Below are 16,832 nucleotides of genomic sequence, written 5' to 3'. Positions count from 1 at the left end.
ATTCTCCAAACGGTATTTATCAATCATTACTGTTATCCTCGCAGTAGTAGTGCCGTCCCTCTGGGTCAGTAGATACATGTCCGCAGATATCGCATTCAATTCCAAGAAGCACCGATTCTGACTGCGCTTTGATATGCAGTCGCGGTTCACCGTCTTTCGGCTCTGGCCACTGGCGGTTTTTGTTAACCGCCAGCTTTTCTACCATCGCCAGGGTAATCTGCTTATCACTGATACCAGCACGACGTTGCGCATCCCATAACAGGAATTGCATGTCAGCCCATTCGCTCATCTCGTCTGGTTCCGCAGCAGCCTCGATAGCTTCTTTGGAAAGGTGCTTCAGCGGACCAACTGGACCGACATCGCCGAATGTTTCATCTGACCATGCTGCATGTTCACAGCGTACCTGCTCACGGGCTATCGACTCCAGAACCCCATCAATCACCTTCACTGCATCAGCCATTGCGTAGCCGAGATTACCGCCGTCGCTTTGTGCTGCTGCTTTGCTGAGTATTTCGCGTATCTGGTGCAAGCGATCGAGTGATACAGGACCGTGCGCCGGGTGGTTGTTAGTTGTCATGGGTTAGTCCTCTACCTTGTTTCCGCAATGCGGGCAGTAATTGAACTTATGGGCGAATCCAGGATGCGGAACGGCAAAGCGTTTGGTTTTCTCGTTCCAGTCAGCAATTACGATTTCAAAATTTACGACCGCATTAGCCCAGTCACTGGAAAGAACTGGCTGCGACCCAATCAGGCCGACAATACAGCGATTACATTTTTCCACTGACTCACACCCCCTTCACGCCAATGCCAGCAGTAAATCGCGACGGTGACCAATCGCAATATGTGTTCGACTCCGTGTGTCCAAAAATTGCTTTACAACGATGGATATGGTGGCAATTACCACATGTTATGCCAGCCGGTAATCGCATCTTGTCGGGATCGGCTGGGTCATAATTCAACGCCAGTTTTTCGGTTGTCATGCTGGCATCCTCCCCACAATATCTATAACCCGACGCATAACCGCACTTCCCCGAAAATCTGCTGGTAACTCAATCAGAGGCTTACTCGAACCGTATGAGAATCGTTGGAGATCGAAATCAATTACAGCCTTTGGGTCCCTGAACAAACCTAGACGACCGTAACGAATGAGTTCGCCGCGTTCGGCTGCTACGCGGAAATACTTCTCAGCAGTCTGACGATGCAGCGACAACATCTGTGATGCCTCGCTAACGGTTAAGCGTCCACGGATTTTCACCTCTTCGATGATCACCCGGATAAGTGCCGCCTGCTCTTCTGGTGTATTTGGTCTTGGCATGCTGATCATCTCCGGGCCATACGCAGGCATTCTTTCCGTTGCTGCGCTATACGTGCCACTTCAGCTGAACTGCGGGCAATGTCTAACATGTCGGTATATACCTTTGCCGCGCGCCGCCAGAGTCCCCGGGACTTAAGGTCTTTCGCCATTTTCTCCGCTAATTGCGTTTCAACCGGATCGCTTTTCTCTTCCATGAAGGGCAGTTTTACGTCAGGTAATTCTGCATCTGGAGCGATGTTATAAACATACTGAGTTCCGTTGTGAGTACGCAGGACTGTGCCGCTAACAGTCAACGCGCGCAGAAACTTACCTGCGGTACCGGATGGAATATCTAACGCTTCACACACATCACGTAATACGCAGTTCGGGGTATGGCGTACTACTATCGCTACCCGATCTTTCTGAGAGATTTCTATGGTCATTGGTCAATACTCGTTTTAGTTAATTAAACCTGCCGCTTTGCGGCGTTTGTACTCTTCCATCAGTAGCTGCGCTGGCGTTGGTCCCGCCGGATGGTGCGGCGCCGCCAGTTGACGTCGAATTGGTGGAACACTTAGCCCATTACCAACATGCTTCGACCATTTCGTAAGTAACTTATCTGCCAGTTTTTTCAGTTCACCCTCTGTCATTTGTCGTTCTACGCCCGTTCTGCGCATTTCGATGCAGATGTGGTACAGCACCGGCTGAGGCCATGGATATTTATCGCTACCTGAATACCGATATGACTCATTGCGCCAGCACCGGTACTCCGTCATAACCTGCTCCGATGTCAGTCCAAATGGATTTGCACCACTCTCTGAAACCAGAGAAACAAACTCAGCCAGGTCAGGCGGCCATGTATTTCCCATCGCGCAGCGCTCCATGCATTGCTGACAGACCAACCTAATTTGCTGTTCAGTCATCGAACCTATCTGGGCTATCCAGATAGGCGAAGGCTCCGCCCCGTTCTTCTGGGTCCATCGGTTCGAATACACCTCCCCCATGACCTGCCACAGTCGCCAGGCTGTTTCCGTCGCCATCAAGTCCATTCCTGCGGCGCCACTCTGCGTGTGCTGACTGAATTTGCTGAACTGCCCGGGATGCTGTTGGTTCTGATCCTGCTCCCACATGACTGTTACCTCCGGTTTCTGGTTTAACCTGCATTCTCACCCGGGCTACATGTCGGGCAAATTTTTGTTCCCACTGGATTTGCGTAAAAACTTTCCCTTCTGACTCCCAGTACGCGGTGAATTCCGCGAGTTCAGTCAGAAGATAATCTGGTTCAGGCAGGGAGATACCCCACGATGCGGCGCGCTGTCGGAAGTCTCTGGAGGGAAGCCAGCTATCAGTCATGCTGAATTTCCCGATCGGTTCATGAAGGCCGTCCAGGTATTGGGGCATGGCCTGGGGTGGCAGATCCTGATCCCCATTCGAATTTTTCGCCGCGCCCGCGTTAAGAGAGGGGTTTTCTTTTAGATCTGTATCTGGATCTTTATTAGTTGTGTTTCCGTTGGCGTTCTGTTTTAACGGCGGCTCAACACCCGTTGAACACCCGTTGTTATTTTGTTGGTTATTCGCTCCTTTTTTAGCTTTTCTCGCCTGAGCGGATGCTTTTCCAGCTGCTGACTTTTGGCTGATTGAGTTTTTAACCGCCTCCAGATCACGCTCTATACGCTCCTGTACCCATTCGGTACCGTTATCGTTAAAAAACTCTTTCAACGAAGGTTCAACGGCATCCCAACGGTCGTTACTCAGCCGTGCAATTTTCGATAGTCGGTTTTTGGGGATCGGGCGACCTGTTTGCCAATAATTGAACATCAGTAGCAGGTAAGCGCCATGCTCTTCTGTAGACAGATGCATGGTGTCCGCCAGGTAATCAGCAATGTAAAGTTGCATGTAAGGCAGAGCTGCCATGTTTACTCCCTTGTCCGGTTTCCCGGCGCGTAATGGTTATTGCTCAAAACTCGATTAAAACAATTGCGGCGCTACGGCGCTTAAACTCGCCAGTAGTGGTCCCGCCGCATCAGCTGGTAACATGTTGAACAAAGCGATTGCTGCTTCACGAATTTCCTTCTCCAGTTTCTGTAACGGAGCGCCGATTAATTTCGCCTGATGTGCCTCACTGCATTCTTTGATAGCGCTGGCCACCAACTCTGCTTCTGTGCTCGCATTACTTAACCCGTGCTTCCTGGCAATCTGAACTGGCATAGCAGCAATGATTGAACCTGACAGCTGCATAACGTAAGCCGTGTACTTTTCCGAACCGCCCTCGTTTTTCAGATACCGGAATAAATTCTGCTTATTAACAGCAATTCCGCGGCCATCTGCCTTGGCCCACTCTTTAGCCACCAGCTGAGCAATCCTTTCCTGTGCCTGTCCTGGTAATGTCGATTCCCATTCACGAACAGCTGCCAATATGACGCGGTGCTGAATGCTGTCGCGGCGCTGGGGTTTAAAATGATTTTGCGTTTTCAACGGAACAGCTAAGCGTTGGCTATTATGTTGGTATGTTACTGATTGCATGATTAGGCCTCCTTTTGAGGTAAACCATCAGTGGGATTTGGATAAAGGTCCGGTCGCAACTCGTGTGGTGTAATTTGCCAATTGAGAGCTTTGGATACGCGAACAACAAGCTCGCCGGGTACCTTTTTCTTGAACCATCCATTAACTGTTTGAGCTCGCCGATTTAGACGGCGCCCCAGTTCTGCCTGACTGCATATGGCTAACATTTTCTTTTGTGTTGTGAGCTTCATTGATTTATCTCTAGTAGTGAACGTGAAACGAGTAAATCAAATTATTTCGATATCGTCAAATTATATCGATAGGTTGAGCTACAGATAAAATCTGTATAATCGGATGTATGTTTTTGAGCGGGCTAGGAATATGAACTTCGGAAAGCGATTACAAAAAGCCATCCATGATCTTGGAATATCTCAATCGGAACTTGCACGCAGACTGGGAGTAAAAGCCCAGTCAGTAAATGGCTGGTGTAACTCTAATATACTTCCAAGAGCTGACATTCTAGATAGGCTACAGTCCGCTACAGGCTATCCACTCTATTGGTTTTTTCTTGAAGAAACTGAAGCTGACACTATTCCTGCCATAACATCAGAAAAAAAACGTCAACCTCAGTCGGCCCAGGAACAAAAGCTACTGGAGCAATTTGAGCTTTTGCCCACTGACGATGAGAGAGAAAAGATAGTTAAGTTGATCGAACTGCGTCTGCAAGAGCTTGATGATGTAGCTACTGCTTACCTAAAAAAACGAAAGATAATCCCCAGTAACGAGTAACCCCTCCACTCCTGTACCCTTCATAAAGCACGCGAAATCAATCCGATAAACTGATCGGTGAGTTGTTCACACGCATTAATATCGATTTAATTTGACATATATCGATTCAATCGATAATACTATTCCCGACACAAAGACAGTCATCAAGGCAGGACGCCCACGAAGTAGCTGCCGGCGGCATACGAATCACCGGATGAGATGACAGGCATTAAAACGCAGCAGGTTCAACGTTCCGCCAGCCTGGCGACAAGGGCAACGCAAGAGGATAAATCCATGATCGATTTCGCACGTAAACCAGTGCGGTGTCAGGCCGTACATCTAAATCGCATTGAAGTAATCATTCGACTGATTTGCTACACACTCGCCCAGAAGGGCGACCCGTCTGCCGACCAACAGACTGCAGTTCGTTCATAACGAGTTTGACCAATGGCTGTTGCCAGCCTCATGCCCGGTGCACATGGCATTGTGATGGTAATACCACCATCGTAACCAAACAGGAGACGAAGACCTGTTCTGGTTAAATTGGAAAAGTGTTCTTTGCCCGTCCCGTGGCGGGCTTTTTTCCGGAGGTTTTTATGTCAGCTAACGATCTGGCATTGCGCTTCAGCAGCGCACCAGCCGAGGCATTAATCGGGGTTTTGCCTGTTCTGGAAGTAAAAGAAGCATTACGTGAAGAAGTTGAAAGTGATGTGATGGATGAAGTCTGGACTGAGCACAACTTTGAAATGGAAGCGATGGGTGAACAAGTTGATGAAACAGCCAGGCTCGCTCGTAAGTTTGAATGTGCGGCTGAAGCTCTTGGAACGGCGATCAAACTTGCTCTTACTCTCCCACATAATGAGGCAATGCAGGTTCTGAATGACGCCTTAAACGATAACCCAGGATACGGTCGCGAACCGGCAAAGGATGCGTGATGGAGTTTGGAATGAAACGTGTGGTGGCATCTGTTCAGGTGGTTGCCATCCTCAACAGGATTTACAACGGCAGTCCGGTTTCCATCGCATCAATCAGCAAGGAATCGAAGCTGTCTGTGTCTTACCTCGAGCAGATTTTCTCGAAGTTGCGCAGCAGTGAAATCGTCACCAGCCAGCGTGGCGCTGGTGGCGGATACCACCTTAGCAAAGCAAACCCCAGCGTGGCTGACGTCGTTCGCGCCGTTACTCACACGCCTGATTCATTCGAGCCTGTGCTGAATGCTCTGGAGTGGGTTCCCGTCGCACAACTGGCGCAGGGAAAATCCCCTATCCCATAAAGCACAAAACCCGCGCAAGGCGGGTTAAGTACCCGGTCAGCCGACCAAAGCTTTCCGGAACGAGTTTTGACCAATAACCACTACCTTAGGCGGCGATCATCAGCTGCCGGGTATCTTACAATCCAATGGAGCCCGAACGCAATGTTAACGTATGCGTATCTTATTAAAGCCAAAGCGAAAGCAACTGAGGCAAAAAACCTGTTTTGCTGGTTCTCTGCGAAATCAGATTCCCGTGCAGAACGCGAAATCCTCAATATTCTCGAAGACAACGGTATTGCCGTCGGTCGTGGTGCCGATTATCAATTACCAGTTCGCACCAACTGGTTTGTTGTTGACGATCTTCCTGAGGAAAACACACTTGATGACACATGGTGTGATCGTTACGAACTGGCAGAAGACCAGCAGACGTGGCAACTGAAACAGAAGCCTGACAATGAAAATCAGGAGACTTCCAGCCAGCAAAAACCTGAAACTTCCAGTGCCAATGTACCCACCAGCGATGCACCAGCGTTGCTCCGCCCCATATCTCGCCTGCGCCTGTCTCAGCGACTGATTGCGCACCTGGTCAATGACACAGAAGAGAAGGAAATCAGTGAAGCGCAGCACATCCAGATCGGACAGATGGAACTGGACGACAATGATCTCTATATACAAAACCTGTTACTGGCCGTTGCAAATCTGCCAGCGGTGAAAGAGCTTTCTGCTCATGTCGAGTGGAATCTGGCAAACGCAATAAAAGAAGTCTTCGACCGTGAGCAGGTCTATACCGTTGCCTCATTTGAGGAATTTATTACCGAATGGATTGCGGAACCGAAAGCGCGAACTCATACCGTGCAGGTGTGGGTTAACGATAAGAAAGCACGAATTGTGGGTCATGAGCCCACCGTTACACCCGTAACGCCAGAACTCATTATCGTTGCGACTCTCCCGCTACGCCAGCGCCTTTTGGCTCAGTTTATTTCTGATGAATATGCTTACCATATTGATACTGGACAGAAGAAAACCATTCAGGAACTTGAGCTGGATGTGGATAACAGCTACGTGCAAAATCTGCTGCTTGCCGCCGAGAATGTAGAACCATTCAGGAAAGCGCCAGAGATCGATATCTGGAAGATTGTCAGCGCGCTGAAAACCGTTTTTCCGGTTGATGGAAAACGAGTGGATTTGTCTACCGTAATTCAGTTCTTTAAGGCCTGGTTCAGTACTGAACACATTGACCGCGGATTGCTGGTTAAAGAGTGGTGTAAGGGCAATCGTGTGTCGCAGATTCAGCGCTCTGATACTGGAACGAACGCTGGTGGTGGCAATAAGACCGATCGTAACCCGGCACTTGTCCACACACTGGACACTCTGGACATTGATATTGCGCTGGCCACACTTCCAATGGATTTCAACATCTACGATATCCCTGGTGGCGTTTTCCGTCGTGCAAAAGAGATCATTGCTAAAAACGAAAGCCCGTTCAAAGAGTGGTCCGATGCCCTGCGCAAACGCGCTGGCATCCTGGATTATTCCCGCGCTGCGATTTTTGCCCTGATCCGGAATTGTCATCCAGAGCATCATAATTTTCCGGGCCGCTTATCTGGTTATATCAACGCGAACCTGACTGAAACCGACCACCAGCACCCAACTGAAGAAACCCTGGCGGCAGCCGGTCACGTGCCAGAAAAAAGCTGGGAAAACGAGATTAACGAGAAAGTCACAGCTGAACAGAAGGCAGGAGTCGAACAACCAGAAATCGCCAACATGGGCAACGGCGTGTTCTCCATCGATGGCCTGATGGGGAACCAGCAAGCGCCAGCGCTTTCTGTCGTAGACCAGGTACGCCAGCGCGCCGTCGAGGATAAGTTACATCATACCCATACAGAGGAAGCCACCAGCGATGTGCAGATGGAAGAAACTGACAACAACGAAATCAAAGCTAATCCTGAAGTGTCTCAGAGCGAAACAGCAGTTTTGCCAGTTAAAAGCGCTGATGCAACTGGTGACGCGTCAGCTTCCCTGAATAATGAACCCGTTCACCATATTGAAACGGATCCCCTGAACGCTTTCTATACTCACCTGATGGTTGATATGGAAACCATGGGCAACGGTCCTGATGCCCCAATAGTCTCTATCGGCGCTGTATTTTTTGATCCTTCAACTGGTAACACTGGCGCCGAGTTTTACCAGGTTGTCAGTCTGGAGTCATCGATGTCGTTTGGCATGAAACCGGATGCGTCGACGATTCAGTGGTGGTTGAAACAATCATCTGAAGCCCGCTCTGCCATTCTTGTTGATGAAGCCATGGGGTTGCTTGAGACCCTCGAACTCCTGGCTGACTTTATTGCTGAAAACGCTGCTAACGGAAGCCACACAGTTCAGTTATGGGGTAATGGATGTTCGTTTGATAACGTCATTCTTCGCCGCGCTTACGCGTTAACAGATACCCCCTTCGCTGTTCCGTTCTGGAATGACAGGGACGTAAGGACCATGGTCGAACTGGGTAAATCTGTCGGTATCAATCCACGCTTCGACATCCCGTTTGAAGGTGACATGCACAATGCGCTTTCTGACGCCCGGCATCAGGTCAAATACGTCTCTGCAATCTGGCAACGCTTGACCGCAAACTGATTTTCTAATTTCACAATTTATGGATCCTGCCTGGTATGTTTTTACAGGCAGGCCATCAGAGAGATGAGCTATGCACGAACTTACACTGTCTCCTCAGGAAATTGCAGAAATTACTGGCTATCAGCGCTACACCCACCAGCAGCGACAGCTGCGGTGTCACGGCATACCGTTCACCACTGATGGGCGGAACCGCCCAATTGTATTGCGCAGAAGTATTGATCCCGGAGTTTCTGAATTACCTAAGGTCGATGAATATGTTGCACTTGAGCCAAATTACGACGCAATCAATGGGCAGACCAAGAAAAGATCCTAAAGACAAGCACCTCCCGCCACGCGTAACTAAAAACCGATATAGCTATGTGTGGAAGCCAAAAGGAACAAAACAAAGCGTAACCCTTGCACCTATTACCGGGACGAGTATGTCCCGGCTATGGGCGCGTTATGAGGAAGAAAAAGCCAAGCGTTCAGACGTAATGACATTTTCTAAATTATGGAAGTTATTCACCAGCAGCCCTGCTTTTGCTGAACTGGCTCCGCGAACACAGACTGATTACAGGTCATATGAAAAAAACCTGGTCCCAGTGTTCGGGAATATGCGAGCAGATGACATAAAAATTGAGATGGTCAGGATCTATATGGATAAACGTGGCCAACGCAGTATTAACCAGGCAAACCAGGAACTCGGCGGGATGTCGCGTGTTTTCTCATGGGGATATGAACGAGGGTACGTGAAAGGAAATCCATGCAAAGGAGTGCGCAAGTTCTCTTTAAAAGCCCGTGACGTGTACGTGACAGACGAAGAATATCAGGCAATTTATGAAGAGGCGGCACCAGCTCTCCGGGTCGGCATGGAGATATCTTACTTATGTGCGGCTCGCGTTTCGGATGTTCTTTCTCTCAAATGGTCGCAAGTAAGCGAGGAAGGCATTTTTATCCAGCAGGGAAAGACCGGCACTAAACAAATAAAAGTCTGGACTGAACGGCTTCATAACGCCATCGAACTTGCAAAAACCCTGGGTGGGCGGGAAACGGTTATCTGTAGCAGCAAAAAAACTAAATACTCGAAAAGTGGGTTTAACGATCTGTGGGAAACTGCAAGGGAAGCAGCAGGAAAAAAACTAGATAGAAAACTGCCGTGTACATTTCATGATCTCAAAGCCAAGGGAATATCTGATTACGAAGGCTCGAGTAAGGACAAACAACTATTCTCAGGTCACAAAACTGAAAGCCAAGTTGTGGTTTATGACAGAAAAGTGAAAATTTCTCCCACATTGGATCTTCCAGTATTGGGCAAATCAGAAGATGATGATGGCGAGTTTTATACCAAGTGAATATACCAACACTATACCAAGTGTGACATGAGTCGTTGAAAGGAATTGAGCTAAGTGTTTGAATAGTGGCGGAGAGAGGGGGATTTGAACCCCCGGTAGAGTTGCCCCTACTCCGGTTTTCGAGACCGGTCCATTCAGCCGCTCTGGCATCTCTCCGTTTTGGCGGTTGCCATGATGCCAGGTAATTTGGCATTTTAACAGACCCCGTTCCGTCAATTTCGTTCAAGTGACGAGTTTGCGAGCAAAACGATGATTAAGTGGCCCTGGAAAGAGCAAGAAACAACCCGGAGTGACGACTGGCCGTGGGACGACGCCCTGGCTATTCCTCTTCTGGTGAATCTCACCGAGCAAGAACAAGCCAGGCTTATTGCCCTGGCCGAGCGCTTTTTACAGCAAAAAAGATTGGTAGCGCTTCAGGGGTTTGAGCTGGATCCACTAAAAAGTGCGCGCATTGCGCTGCTTTTCTGTTTGCCTGTTCTGGAATTGGGGATTGAGTGGCTCGACGGGTTTCATGAAGTTCTCATCTACCCCGCCCCGTTTGTCGTGGACGATGAATGGGAAGACGATATTGGGCTGGTACATAATCAACGTGTTGTACAGTCCGGGCAAAGCTGGCAGCAAGGTCCGATAATCCTCAACTGGCTCGACATTCAGGATTCTTTTGATGCCTCCGGCTTTAATCTGATCATCCATGAAGTGGCGCATAAGCTTGATATGCGTAATGGCGACCGCGCCAGCGGTATTCCGGCGATCCCTCTACGAGATATTGCCAGTTGGGAGCACGACCTGCATGCCGCAATGAATAACATTCAGGATGAAATTGATCTGGTTGGTGAAACCGCGTGCAGTATAGATGCCTACGCAGCGACCGATCCTGCCGAATGCTTTGCCGTTCTATCGGAGTATTTCTTCAGTGCCCCTGAATTATTTGCACCACGTTTTCCGGCATTATGGCAACGCTTCATTCAGTTTTACCGCCAGAACCCCATGGAGCGGTTACGCGATACCCGCTAAGGTGGCCATTGTCGCTCACCAAATGTGCATTAACGCTGAATTTGAAGATTAATTAACCAATTGAAATGACATGCTAATTTTACTATTGACACCTCATGGTGAGGTCAGTAACATGCGCCTCGTTCACACGATTCCTCTGTAGTTCAGTCGGTAGAACGGCGGACTGTTAATCCGTATGTCACTGGTTCGAGTCCAGTCAGAGGAGCCATATTTAAGAAGCCTGCTTAGGAAACTAAGCAGGCTTTTTGCTTTTCAGGTCGCTATAAAATCCCCTCTCATAAGCACTCTGCCTGCTCTGCACCTCTGTTACGTGCCGCATCACAACGTTGATTAAAGTTATGTAAATGTAAATCGTTTAAACTTTGCAATTATTGTAAGTGCTAGTGATTATCATTTATTGTACGCAAGCCAAAGGAACGAGCCCCCCGCTCGGTTCACTGTACGTTCCAATTACTCTGGGATATAAACGATGAATTCTCTGCCTCGCGCCGGACTGCGCCGTATCACCCTTGCCTCTGCCCTGGTCTTCTCAGTTAGCCTACCGGCTTTCGCTCAGGAAACGTTAACGCTCTATACCACCCGTGAACCGGGTCTGATCCAGCCTTTGCTTGATAGCTGGACCAAAACCAGCGGCATCAAAGTCAGTACGGTCTATATCAAGGACGGTATGCTTGAGCGCGTTAAAGCTGAAGGTAAAAATTCACCTGCCGACCTGCTGATGACCGTCGATGCCGGTAATCTCATTGATTTAGTGGAAGCGGGTGTAACTCAGCCAGTAGAGTCAGAAACACTGAAAACCGCTATTCCGGCTAATCTGCGCGGCGCAGATAATCAGTGGTTTGCGCTGTCGATGCGTGCCCGCGTGCTGTATGCCGAGAAGTCACTGCCAATCGATAACTGGCATTACGAACAACTCGCCAGCCCTGAGTACAGGGGTAAAGTCTGTATTCGTTCCGGACAGCACCCGTATAACACGGCGCTGATCGCCGCAATGATTGCTCATCACGGTGAAGCAAAGACCGAAGAATGGCTGCGCGGTGTGAAAGCTAACCTGGCGCGTAAAGCTACCGGTGGCGACCGCGATGTAGCTCGCGATATTCTCGGCGGCATTTGCGATATTGGTCTCGCCAACTCTTATTACGTCGGCCATATGAAAAACGCCAAAGAAGGCAGTGATGCACGTCAGTGGGGCGATGCGATTAAAGTCGTTAAACCCACCTTTGAAAATGGTGGTACACACGTCAACATCAGTGGCGCAGCCGTAGCCCGCTACGCACCAAATAAAGCCGATGCCGTTAAGCTGATGGAATATCTGGTTTCCGCACCTGCCCAGCAGCAGTATGCAAAAGCGAACTTCGAATACCCGGTACTGAAAGGCGTGACGCTTGATCCGGTTATCAGTGCAACTATTGGTGAAATCGACGTCGATAAAACGCCGTTAACCGAAATCGTTAAATATCGTAAACAAGCTAGTCTGCTGGTAGATAAAGTTGGATTCGATCAATAAACCTCTGCAAGTTCCGACGTTACGCGGCCTGGTTTCCGGGCCGCAGTCATTATTAACGCCGCTACATCTTGGCGCGCTGTGCGTAGCGCTTGGCGTTCTGACGCCGATCATTGCGCTGATTTGGCAGGCTACCCAGGCCGATTTATCTCACTGGGATAATCTCCTGACGTATGTACTGCCTGCCGCACTAAAAAATACAGTGCTGTTATTAGCCGGTGTCGCGGTGATGGTCGGCGTGATTGGCGTAGGCAGCGCATGGGCGGTAACGGCATGGGATTTTCCTGGACGTAAAATTCTTAGCTGGGCGTTACTGTTGCCGCTGGCGATGCCGACCTACATTGTGGCCTTTGCGTGGCTCGATCTGCTGCATCCGATTGGCCCTCTGCAAACCTTTATCCGTTTTTTATTGGGTTTTGACAGCCCAAGACAGTTCCGACTGCCTGATTTACGCTCACTTTCCGGCGCAATCATCCTGCTCGGATTAGTGCTGTACCCATACGTGTATCTGACAACCCGCGCCATGTTTATTAGCCAACCGGCTCATTTACTGGAAGCCGCACGCACGCTGGGATGCAGCGCAACCGGAACCTTCTTTCGTGTTGCTTTGCCCATGGCTCGTCCGGCACTGGCCGTTGGGATCAGCCTGGCACTGCTGGAAACGCTCAACGATATTGGCGCATCAGAGTTTCTCGGTGTACAGACGTTAACCGTTACCGTGTACACCACATGGATCTCGCGGTCTGATTTATCTGCCGCGGCACAAATTGCCTGCATGATGCTGATGTTTATATTCCTGATTCTGACGCTGGAATTTTATGGTCGCAGAAAACAAGGATTCAGCAGCCGCAGCCTGCGGGAGATTCAACCTACGCGCGTGCATGGCTGGCGTGGTTGGCTGCTCGGTGGCGTTATTTCACTGCCGGTTGTGCTGGGTTTTCTGGCTCCGGTACTGTTTTTAATGTGGGAAAGCGCCAAACGCATAGGCGATGAGAACCCCCTTTCCTCTTCGTTACTGTCAGCATTGCAAAATACGCTATCGCTGGCAGCGGGAACCACGCTGGTGGTGGTTTGCGTCAGTATGCTGGTGGCCTGGAGCGCGCGTCATAGCGCCGCAGACAACGCCATGCCGGGATTTCGTCGCGGCGTGATGCGTCTGGCCTCTTTAGGCTATGCGGTTCCCGGCACAATTCTGGCGATTGGCTTTTTACCCCCCGCCATGGCTGTCGACCGCTGGCTGGCAGATTTACTGGATGTTCGCGGCCTGCCGCTGATGTCCGCCGGGATCCTGCTGGTAATTTGTTGTGCCATGCGATTCCAGGCGATTGCCATTGGCGCGCTGGATTCTGGTCTGGGCCGCATTCCACCTTCGCTGGAACAGGCGTCTCGTCTGTTGGGTGAGAATGGTGCGGGGACGTTTGCACGAGTCCATTTTCCCCTGCTGCGCCCAGCGTTAGTCAGCAGTGCCCTGCTGGTTTTTGCTGATGCCATGAAAGAGCTGCCAACAACGTTGCTTTTGCGCCCGGTCAATTTTGAAACGCTGGCAACGTTGCTGTATGCGGAAGCCGCCCGTGGAACCTATGAAGAAGGTGCTATCGCCGCGCTAATGATTGTTTTAGCTGGCACGCTACCGGTTATTTTGTTGGTGCGTCACCAAATGACTCGCCGTGGTTAAGAGAGCAACAATGTCAGAAATTGCATTACGACTCCAGGATGTATGCGTTGCTTATGGCAACAGCCAGCAATCGGTACTGAGCGGATTTTCAATGTCGGTACGTCAAGGTGAAATTGCCTGTCTGCTGGGCGCTTCAGGCTGCGGAAAAACCACGGTACTACGCGCAGTTGCTGGATTTGAACGCCTGCAAAACGGAGAGATCTATGTGTCACAGCGACGTGTTGCCGGTCCCGGCGTTCATCTGCCACCGGAAAAACGTCATGTCGGCATGGTCTTCCAGGAATATGCGTTATTCCCCCATCTGACCGCACAGCAAAATGTGGCCTTTGGATTGCGTCGCATGCCGCGTGAGGAACAACAGGCCAGAGTGACTGAGCTGTTGAAAATGGTGGAGTTACACAGCCATGCCAACCGCTATCCGCATGAGCTTTCCGGCGGGCAACAACAGCGTATCGCCCTTGCTCGCGCGTTGGCGCCACATCCGGAAATCCTGTTGCTGGATGAACCCTTCTCCAGCCTTGATAAGCGCACGCGTGAGCGTCTTGGCAACGAGGTACGGGATATTTTGCGCGCCGCCGGGCAAACGGCGCTGTTGGTTACCCACAGTGAACACGAAGCCCAGCTAATGGCTGACCATATTGGCGTGGTAAAAATGGGGCAGTATCAAATTAAAAAAGCGACCCATCCGACCTGAAGGTCAACAGGGTCGCCCTGAAAATTAATAATGCTTCTGTACCAGGCTGATGTTCACCGGCATACCGGAACGTCTTTCCAACGCCTGGCTCCCGCGGCTCACATCCACGTCATTCCCGCTGATAAAGGTGCGCAGAGCGGGAGTGACTGGCAAAGGCACCTTTCTGTCAGACTCGTATTCCGAACGGTTTCGTGACAGCGGCTCATGTACTTCTACCCAGCGACTACCGTCCGGCTCTTCGCTGTATTTCACCGGTCGGTCTATCAGTTGTACACGCGTCCCTACAGGCACCGTATCAAACAGGTACTTGATGTCATCATTCCGCAAACGGATGCACCCCTGACTTACCCGCAGACCAATACCGAAATTGGCGTTTGTCCCGTGAATGGCATAAAGCCTGCCAATATAAATTGCATACAGGCCCATCGGATTTTCTGGTCCGGCAGGAACAAATGCCGGCAAGCTTTCCCCGCGAGCGGCGTATTCACGTCGGGTATTTGGCGTCGGCGTCCAGCTTGGTGCTTCCTGCTTACGTTCGACCGCCGTCACCCAGTTACGCGGCGTTTCTCTACCCGCCTGACCAATGCCAATGGGTAAAACCTCAACCGTATTGCTGCCAGCAGGATAATAGTAAAGCCGCATCTCGGCGACGTTGATGACAATCCCCTCGCGCACGGTATCCGGAAGTATCAGTTGCTGTGGCACAACCAGCGTTGAACCCGATTTAGGCAGAAAAACATCGACGCCCGGATTGGCTTCAAGCATATTGCTCAACCCCTGCCCGTACTGAGCGGCAAATGCCTCCAGCGGCTTGGTGTTTCCTGGTGGAACCGTAATAGTCAATGGGCTACCCACCAGGCGACTCCCCTCTGGCGGCAGCGGATAACTCACCGCCTGCGCGCCCTGACTCGCAAGCAGCATAATGAGTGAACAAAGCAGTTTTACACGACGCATCTTTTTCCTTTCCTTCGTCGCAACAGATATCCGTTAAGTATAGCTTTTATTATCTGTTTTAGTGGGTTACGACATATTTGCGCATAAAAAAACCTCGCCATCAGGCGAGGTTCAGGTTGAACGGTAACTACGCTTCCTTACCATCTGGAAGCACAATGTTACTGGCGGCGAGCTGCCCCATATTTTTGTACATCGCACAGGCAGCTTCAACAATCGGCATCGCCAGCGCGGCCCCACTGCCTTCACCCAAACGCATCCCCATATTCAGATAAGGATCCAATTCAAGATGCGCCAGCGCGGTGCGAGCGCCCTTCTCAGCGGAGAAGTGTGACGGAATTAAGTAGGGTTTAATCTGCGGCGCAATCTGGCTGGCCGCCAGAGCAGCAGAATACGAAAGAAAACCGTCCAGCACCACAGGCAGACCACAGGAGGCCGCCCCAAGCATCACCCCCGCCATACCGACAAGATCAAACCCGCCAACCTTAACCAGCACATCGACACCGTCATGGCGATCCGGTTGATTGACGGCAATTGCCCGGCGCACAACGTCTACCTTATTCCCCACCCGAGAAAGAGGAAGGTTAGCGCCAATACCCACGACTTCCTCAGCATCACTGCCGGTCAGCACGCTGACAATGGCCGCCGCAGGTGTGGTATTTGCCATACCAAGCTCCCCGACGCCAAACAGCGTTACACCGTCTTTTGCCAGTTCATGGGTATAGCGGATGACTTCCAGCAACAGCTCCTCGGCCTGCGAACGGCTCATTGCCGGGCCTTCGGCTATATTGCCGCAACCGCGTGCCACACGCATATTCACCACACCGGGAATAGGTTCAGCATCAATCCCAACATCTATCACATGAACCTTCGCCCCAGCCTGAGCGGCCAGGACGCAGACGCCGGTCGTTCCACGCGTCATATTGGCAGCCTGAATAGCCGTGACAACTTTAGGCGAAACGGCAACCCCTTCATCCCACACGCCGTGATCGGCGCACATCACCAGCATCGCTTTGCCGTTCACATGCGGCACACCCTTCAGGCCAGGCATCCCGGCCAATTGTACGGCGAGAGATTCGAGTCGCCCCAAACTTCCCGGCGGCTTAAGCAAGCCGTCGATATGCTGCTGTGCACGCAGCATCGCGGCACTGTCTGGTGATGGGATCGTGCGGAGTAAAGAGGTTAAAGTCTGCATAAGGGTTCCAGTATGTGG

Annotated in this window: 22 protein-coding genes and 2 tRNA genes; 12 read left to right on the top strand and 12 right to left on the bottom strand. The window is 50.7% G+C overall.

Features of this window, described 5'->3' with window-relative positions:
- Positions 1–19: 19 nt before the first annotated feature.
- Genes JQN59_RS09300 through JQN59_RS09265 form a run of 9 tightly spaced genes read right to left on the bottom strand, consistent with a single transcriptional unit; the run spans position 20 to position 4,047 of the window.
- A complete protein-coding gene (locus tag JQN59_RS09300) occupies positions 20–577 on the bottom strand; it encodes a DUF550 domain-containing protein (protein WP_239484218.1) in 558 nt (185 codons plus the stop codon).
- 3 nt (positions 578–580) lie between these two features.
- Positions 581–781: a hypothetical protein gene (locus JQN59_RS09295; protein WP_003839192.1), complete on the bottom strand. Its 201-nt coding sequence runs from the start codon at positions 779–781 to the stop codon at positions 581–583.
- 4 nt (positions 782–785) lie between these two features.
- Positions 786–980, bottom strand: coding sequence for a hypothetical protein (locus JQN59_RS26935; protein ID WP_072144090.1), 195 nt, complete (start codon positions 978–980; stop codon positions 786–788).
- Positions 977–1,315 carry a DUF977 family protein gene (locus JQN59_RS09290; protein ID WP_024174857.1) on the bottom strand — a complete coding sequence of 113 codons (339 nt, stop codon included), beginning with the start codon at positions 1,313–1,315 and terminating at the stop codon, positions 977–979. The genes JQN59_RS26935 and JQN59_RS09290 overlap by 4 nt, the downstream gene beginning before the upstream one ends.
- A 5-nt stretch (positions 1,316–1,320) precedes the next feature.
- Positions 1,321–1,737, bottom strand: a complete 417-nt coding sequence (locus tag JQN59_RS09285; protein WP_149607947.1) for a PerC family transcriptional regulator — start codon at positions 1,735–1,737, stop codon at positions 1,321–1,323.
- A 15-nt stretch (positions 1,738–1,752) separates the two neighbouring features.
- Positions 1,753–2,298 (bottom strand): replication protein P, encoded by a 546-nt coding sequence (locus JQN59_RS09280; RefSeq protein ID WP_197385878.1) that lies wholly within the window; start codon positions 2,296–2,298, stop codon positions 1,753–1,755.
- Positions 2,210–3,208, bottom strand: coding sequence for a DUF1376 domain-containing protein (locus JQN59_RS09275; RefSeq protein ID WP_149607949.1), 999 nt, complete (start codon positions 3,206–3,208; stop codon positions 2,210–2,212). The genes JQN59_RS09280 and JQN59_RS09275 overlap by 89 nt, the downstream gene beginning before the upstream one ends.
- A gap of 54 nt (positions 3,209–3,262) precedes the next feature.
- Positions 3,263–3,817, bottom strand: a complete 555-nt coding sequence (locus JQN59_RS09270) for a toxin YdaT family protein (protein WP_149607950.1) — start codon at positions 3,815–3,817, stop codon at positions 3,263–3,265.
- Between the two features lie 2 nt (positions 3,818–3,819).
- A complete protein-coding gene (locus JQN59_RS09265) occupies positions 3,820–4,047 on the bottom strand; it encodes a transcriptional regulator (RefSeq protein WP_047357952.1) in 228 nt (75 codons plus the stop codon).
- A gap of 130 nt (positions 4,048–4,177) precedes the next feature.
- On the opposite strand from JQN59_RS09265, the gene JQN59_RS09260 reads away from it, so the two are divergent.
- The 7 genes from JQN59_RS09260 to JQN59_RS09230 all read left to right on the top strand — a co-directional run bounded on the left by JQN59_RS09260 (position 4,178) and on the right by JQN59_RS09230 (position 9,781).
- A complete protein-coding gene (locus tag JQN59_RS09260) occupies positions 4,178–4,585 on the top strand; it encodes a helix-turn-helix domain-containing protein (protein WP_047358007.1) in 408 nt (135 codons plus the stop codon).
- A 198-nt stretch (positions 4,586–4,783) separates the two neighbouring features.
- Positions 4,784–4,999 (top strand): hypothetical protein, encoded by a 216-nt coding sequence (locus JQN59_RS09255; protein ID WP_149607951.1) that lies wholly within the window; start codon positions 4,784–4,786, stop codon positions 4,997–4,999.
- Positions 5,000–5,160: 161 nt separating this feature from the next.
- Positions 5,161–5,499, top strand: coding sequence for a hypothetical protein (locus tag JQN59_RS09250; protein ID WP_135107954.1), 339 nt, complete (start codon positions 5,161–5,163; stop codon positions 5,497–5,499).
- 11 nt (positions 5,500–5,510) lie between these two features.
- Positions 5,511–5,837 (top strand): RrF2 family transcriptional regulator, encoded by a 327-nt coding sequence (locus JQN59_RS09245; protein ID WP_149607952.1) that lies wholly within the window; start codon positions 5,511–5,513, stop codon positions 5,835–5,837.
- A 141-nt stretch (positions 5,838–5,978) separates the two neighbouring features.
- Positions 5,979–8,450 carry an exonuclease gene (locus JQN59_RS09240; protein ID WP_149607953.1) on the top strand — a complete coding sequence of 824 codons (2,472 nt, stop codon included), beginning with the start codon at positions 5,979–5,981 and terminating at the stop codon, positions 8,448–8,450.
- Between the two features lie 70 nt (positions 8,451–8,520).
- The gene (locus JQN59_RS09235; protein WP_071667664.1) at positions 8,521–8,763 is read left to right on the top strand and encodes a DUF4224 domain-containing protein; all 243 of its coding nucleotides are present in this window, start codon (positions 8,521–8,523) and stop codon (positions 8,761–8,763) included.
- The gene (locus JQN59_RS09230; RefSeq protein ID WP_052463722.1) at positions 8,738–9,781 is read left to right on the top strand and encodes a tyrosine-type recombinase/integrase; all 1,044 of its coding nucleotides are present in this window, start codon (positions 8,738–8,740) and stop codon (positions 9,779–9,781) included. Before JQN59_RS09235 ends, JQN59_RS09230 begins: the two co-directional genes overlap by 26 nt.
- 66 nt (positions 9,782–9,847) lie before the next feature.
- Here the strand turns inward: JQN59_RS09230 and JQN59_RS09225 are convergent.
- Positions 9,848–9,937: transfer RNA gene (locus tag JQN59_RS09225), tRNA-Ser, on the bottom strand.
- A 93-nt stretch (positions 9,938–10,030) separates the two neighbouring features.
- Here JQN59_RS09225 and mtfA point away from each other — a divergent pair.
- The 5 genes from mtfA to JQN59_RS09200 all read left to right on the top strand — a co-directional run bounded on the left by mtfA (position 10,031) and on the right by JQN59_RS09200 (position 14,668).
- On the top strand, positions 10,031–10,795 hold the full coding sequence (mtfA, locus tag JQN59_RS09220) for a DgsA anti-repressor MtfA (RefSeq protein WP_032943883.1): 765 nt from the start codon (positions 10,031–10,033) through the stop codon (positions 10,793–10,795).
- Positions 10,796–10,927: 132 nt separating this feature from the next.
- A tRNA-Asn gene (locus tag JQN59_RS09215) sits at positions 10,928–11,003 on the top strand.
- A gap of 261 nt (positions 11,004–11,264) precedes the next feature.
- A complete protein-coding gene (locus tag JQN59_RS09210; protein ID WP_149607954.1) occupies positions 11,265–12,302 on the top strand; it encodes an extracellular solute-binding protein in 1,038 nt (345 codons plus the stop codon).
- On the top strand, positions 12,286–13,974 hold the full coding sequence (locus JQN59_RS09205) for an ABC transporter permease (protein WP_149607955.1): 1,689 nt from the start codon (positions 12,286–12,288) through the stop codon (positions 13,972–13,974). The genes JQN59_RS09210 and JQN59_RS09205 overlap by 17 nt, the downstream gene beginning before the upstream one ends.
- A 10-nt stretch (positions 13,975–13,984) precedes the next feature.
- The gene (locus JQN59_RS09200; protein WP_149607956.1) at positions 13,985–14,668 is read left to right on the top strand and encodes an ABC transporter ATP-binding protein; all 684 of its coding nucleotides are present in this window, start codon (positions 13,985–13,987) and stop codon (positions 14,666–14,668) included.
- Positions 14,669–14,692: 24 nt separating this feature from the next.
- Here the strand turns inward: JQN59_RS09200 and ldtA are convergent, their stop codons facing one another.
- Complete coding sequence (gene ldtA / locus JQN59_RS09195) at positions 14,693–15,622, bottom strand: L,D-transpeptidase (RefSeq protein WP_048235113.1); 930 nt, start codon at positions 15,620–15,622, stop codon at positions 14,693–14,695.
- A gap of 127 nt (positions 15,623–15,749) precedes the next feature.
- Positions 15,750–16,814, bottom strand: a complete 1,065-nt coding sequence (cobT, locus tag JQN59_RS09190; protein ID WP_149607957.1) for a nicotinate-nucleotide--dimethylbenzimidazole phosphoribosyltransferase — start codon at positions 16,812–16,814, stop codon at positions 15,750–15,752.
- Between the last annotated feature and the right edge of the window lie 18 nt (positions 16,815–16,832).

The sequence above is a fragment of the Citrobacter sp. B72 genome (genome assembly GCF_016894305.1).
GTDB lineage: Bacteria > Pseudomonadota > Gammaproteobacteria > Enterobacterales > Enterobacteriaceae > Citrobacter > Citrobacter portucalensis.
This window is presented reverse-complemented; position numbering and strand designations above follow the sequence as displayed.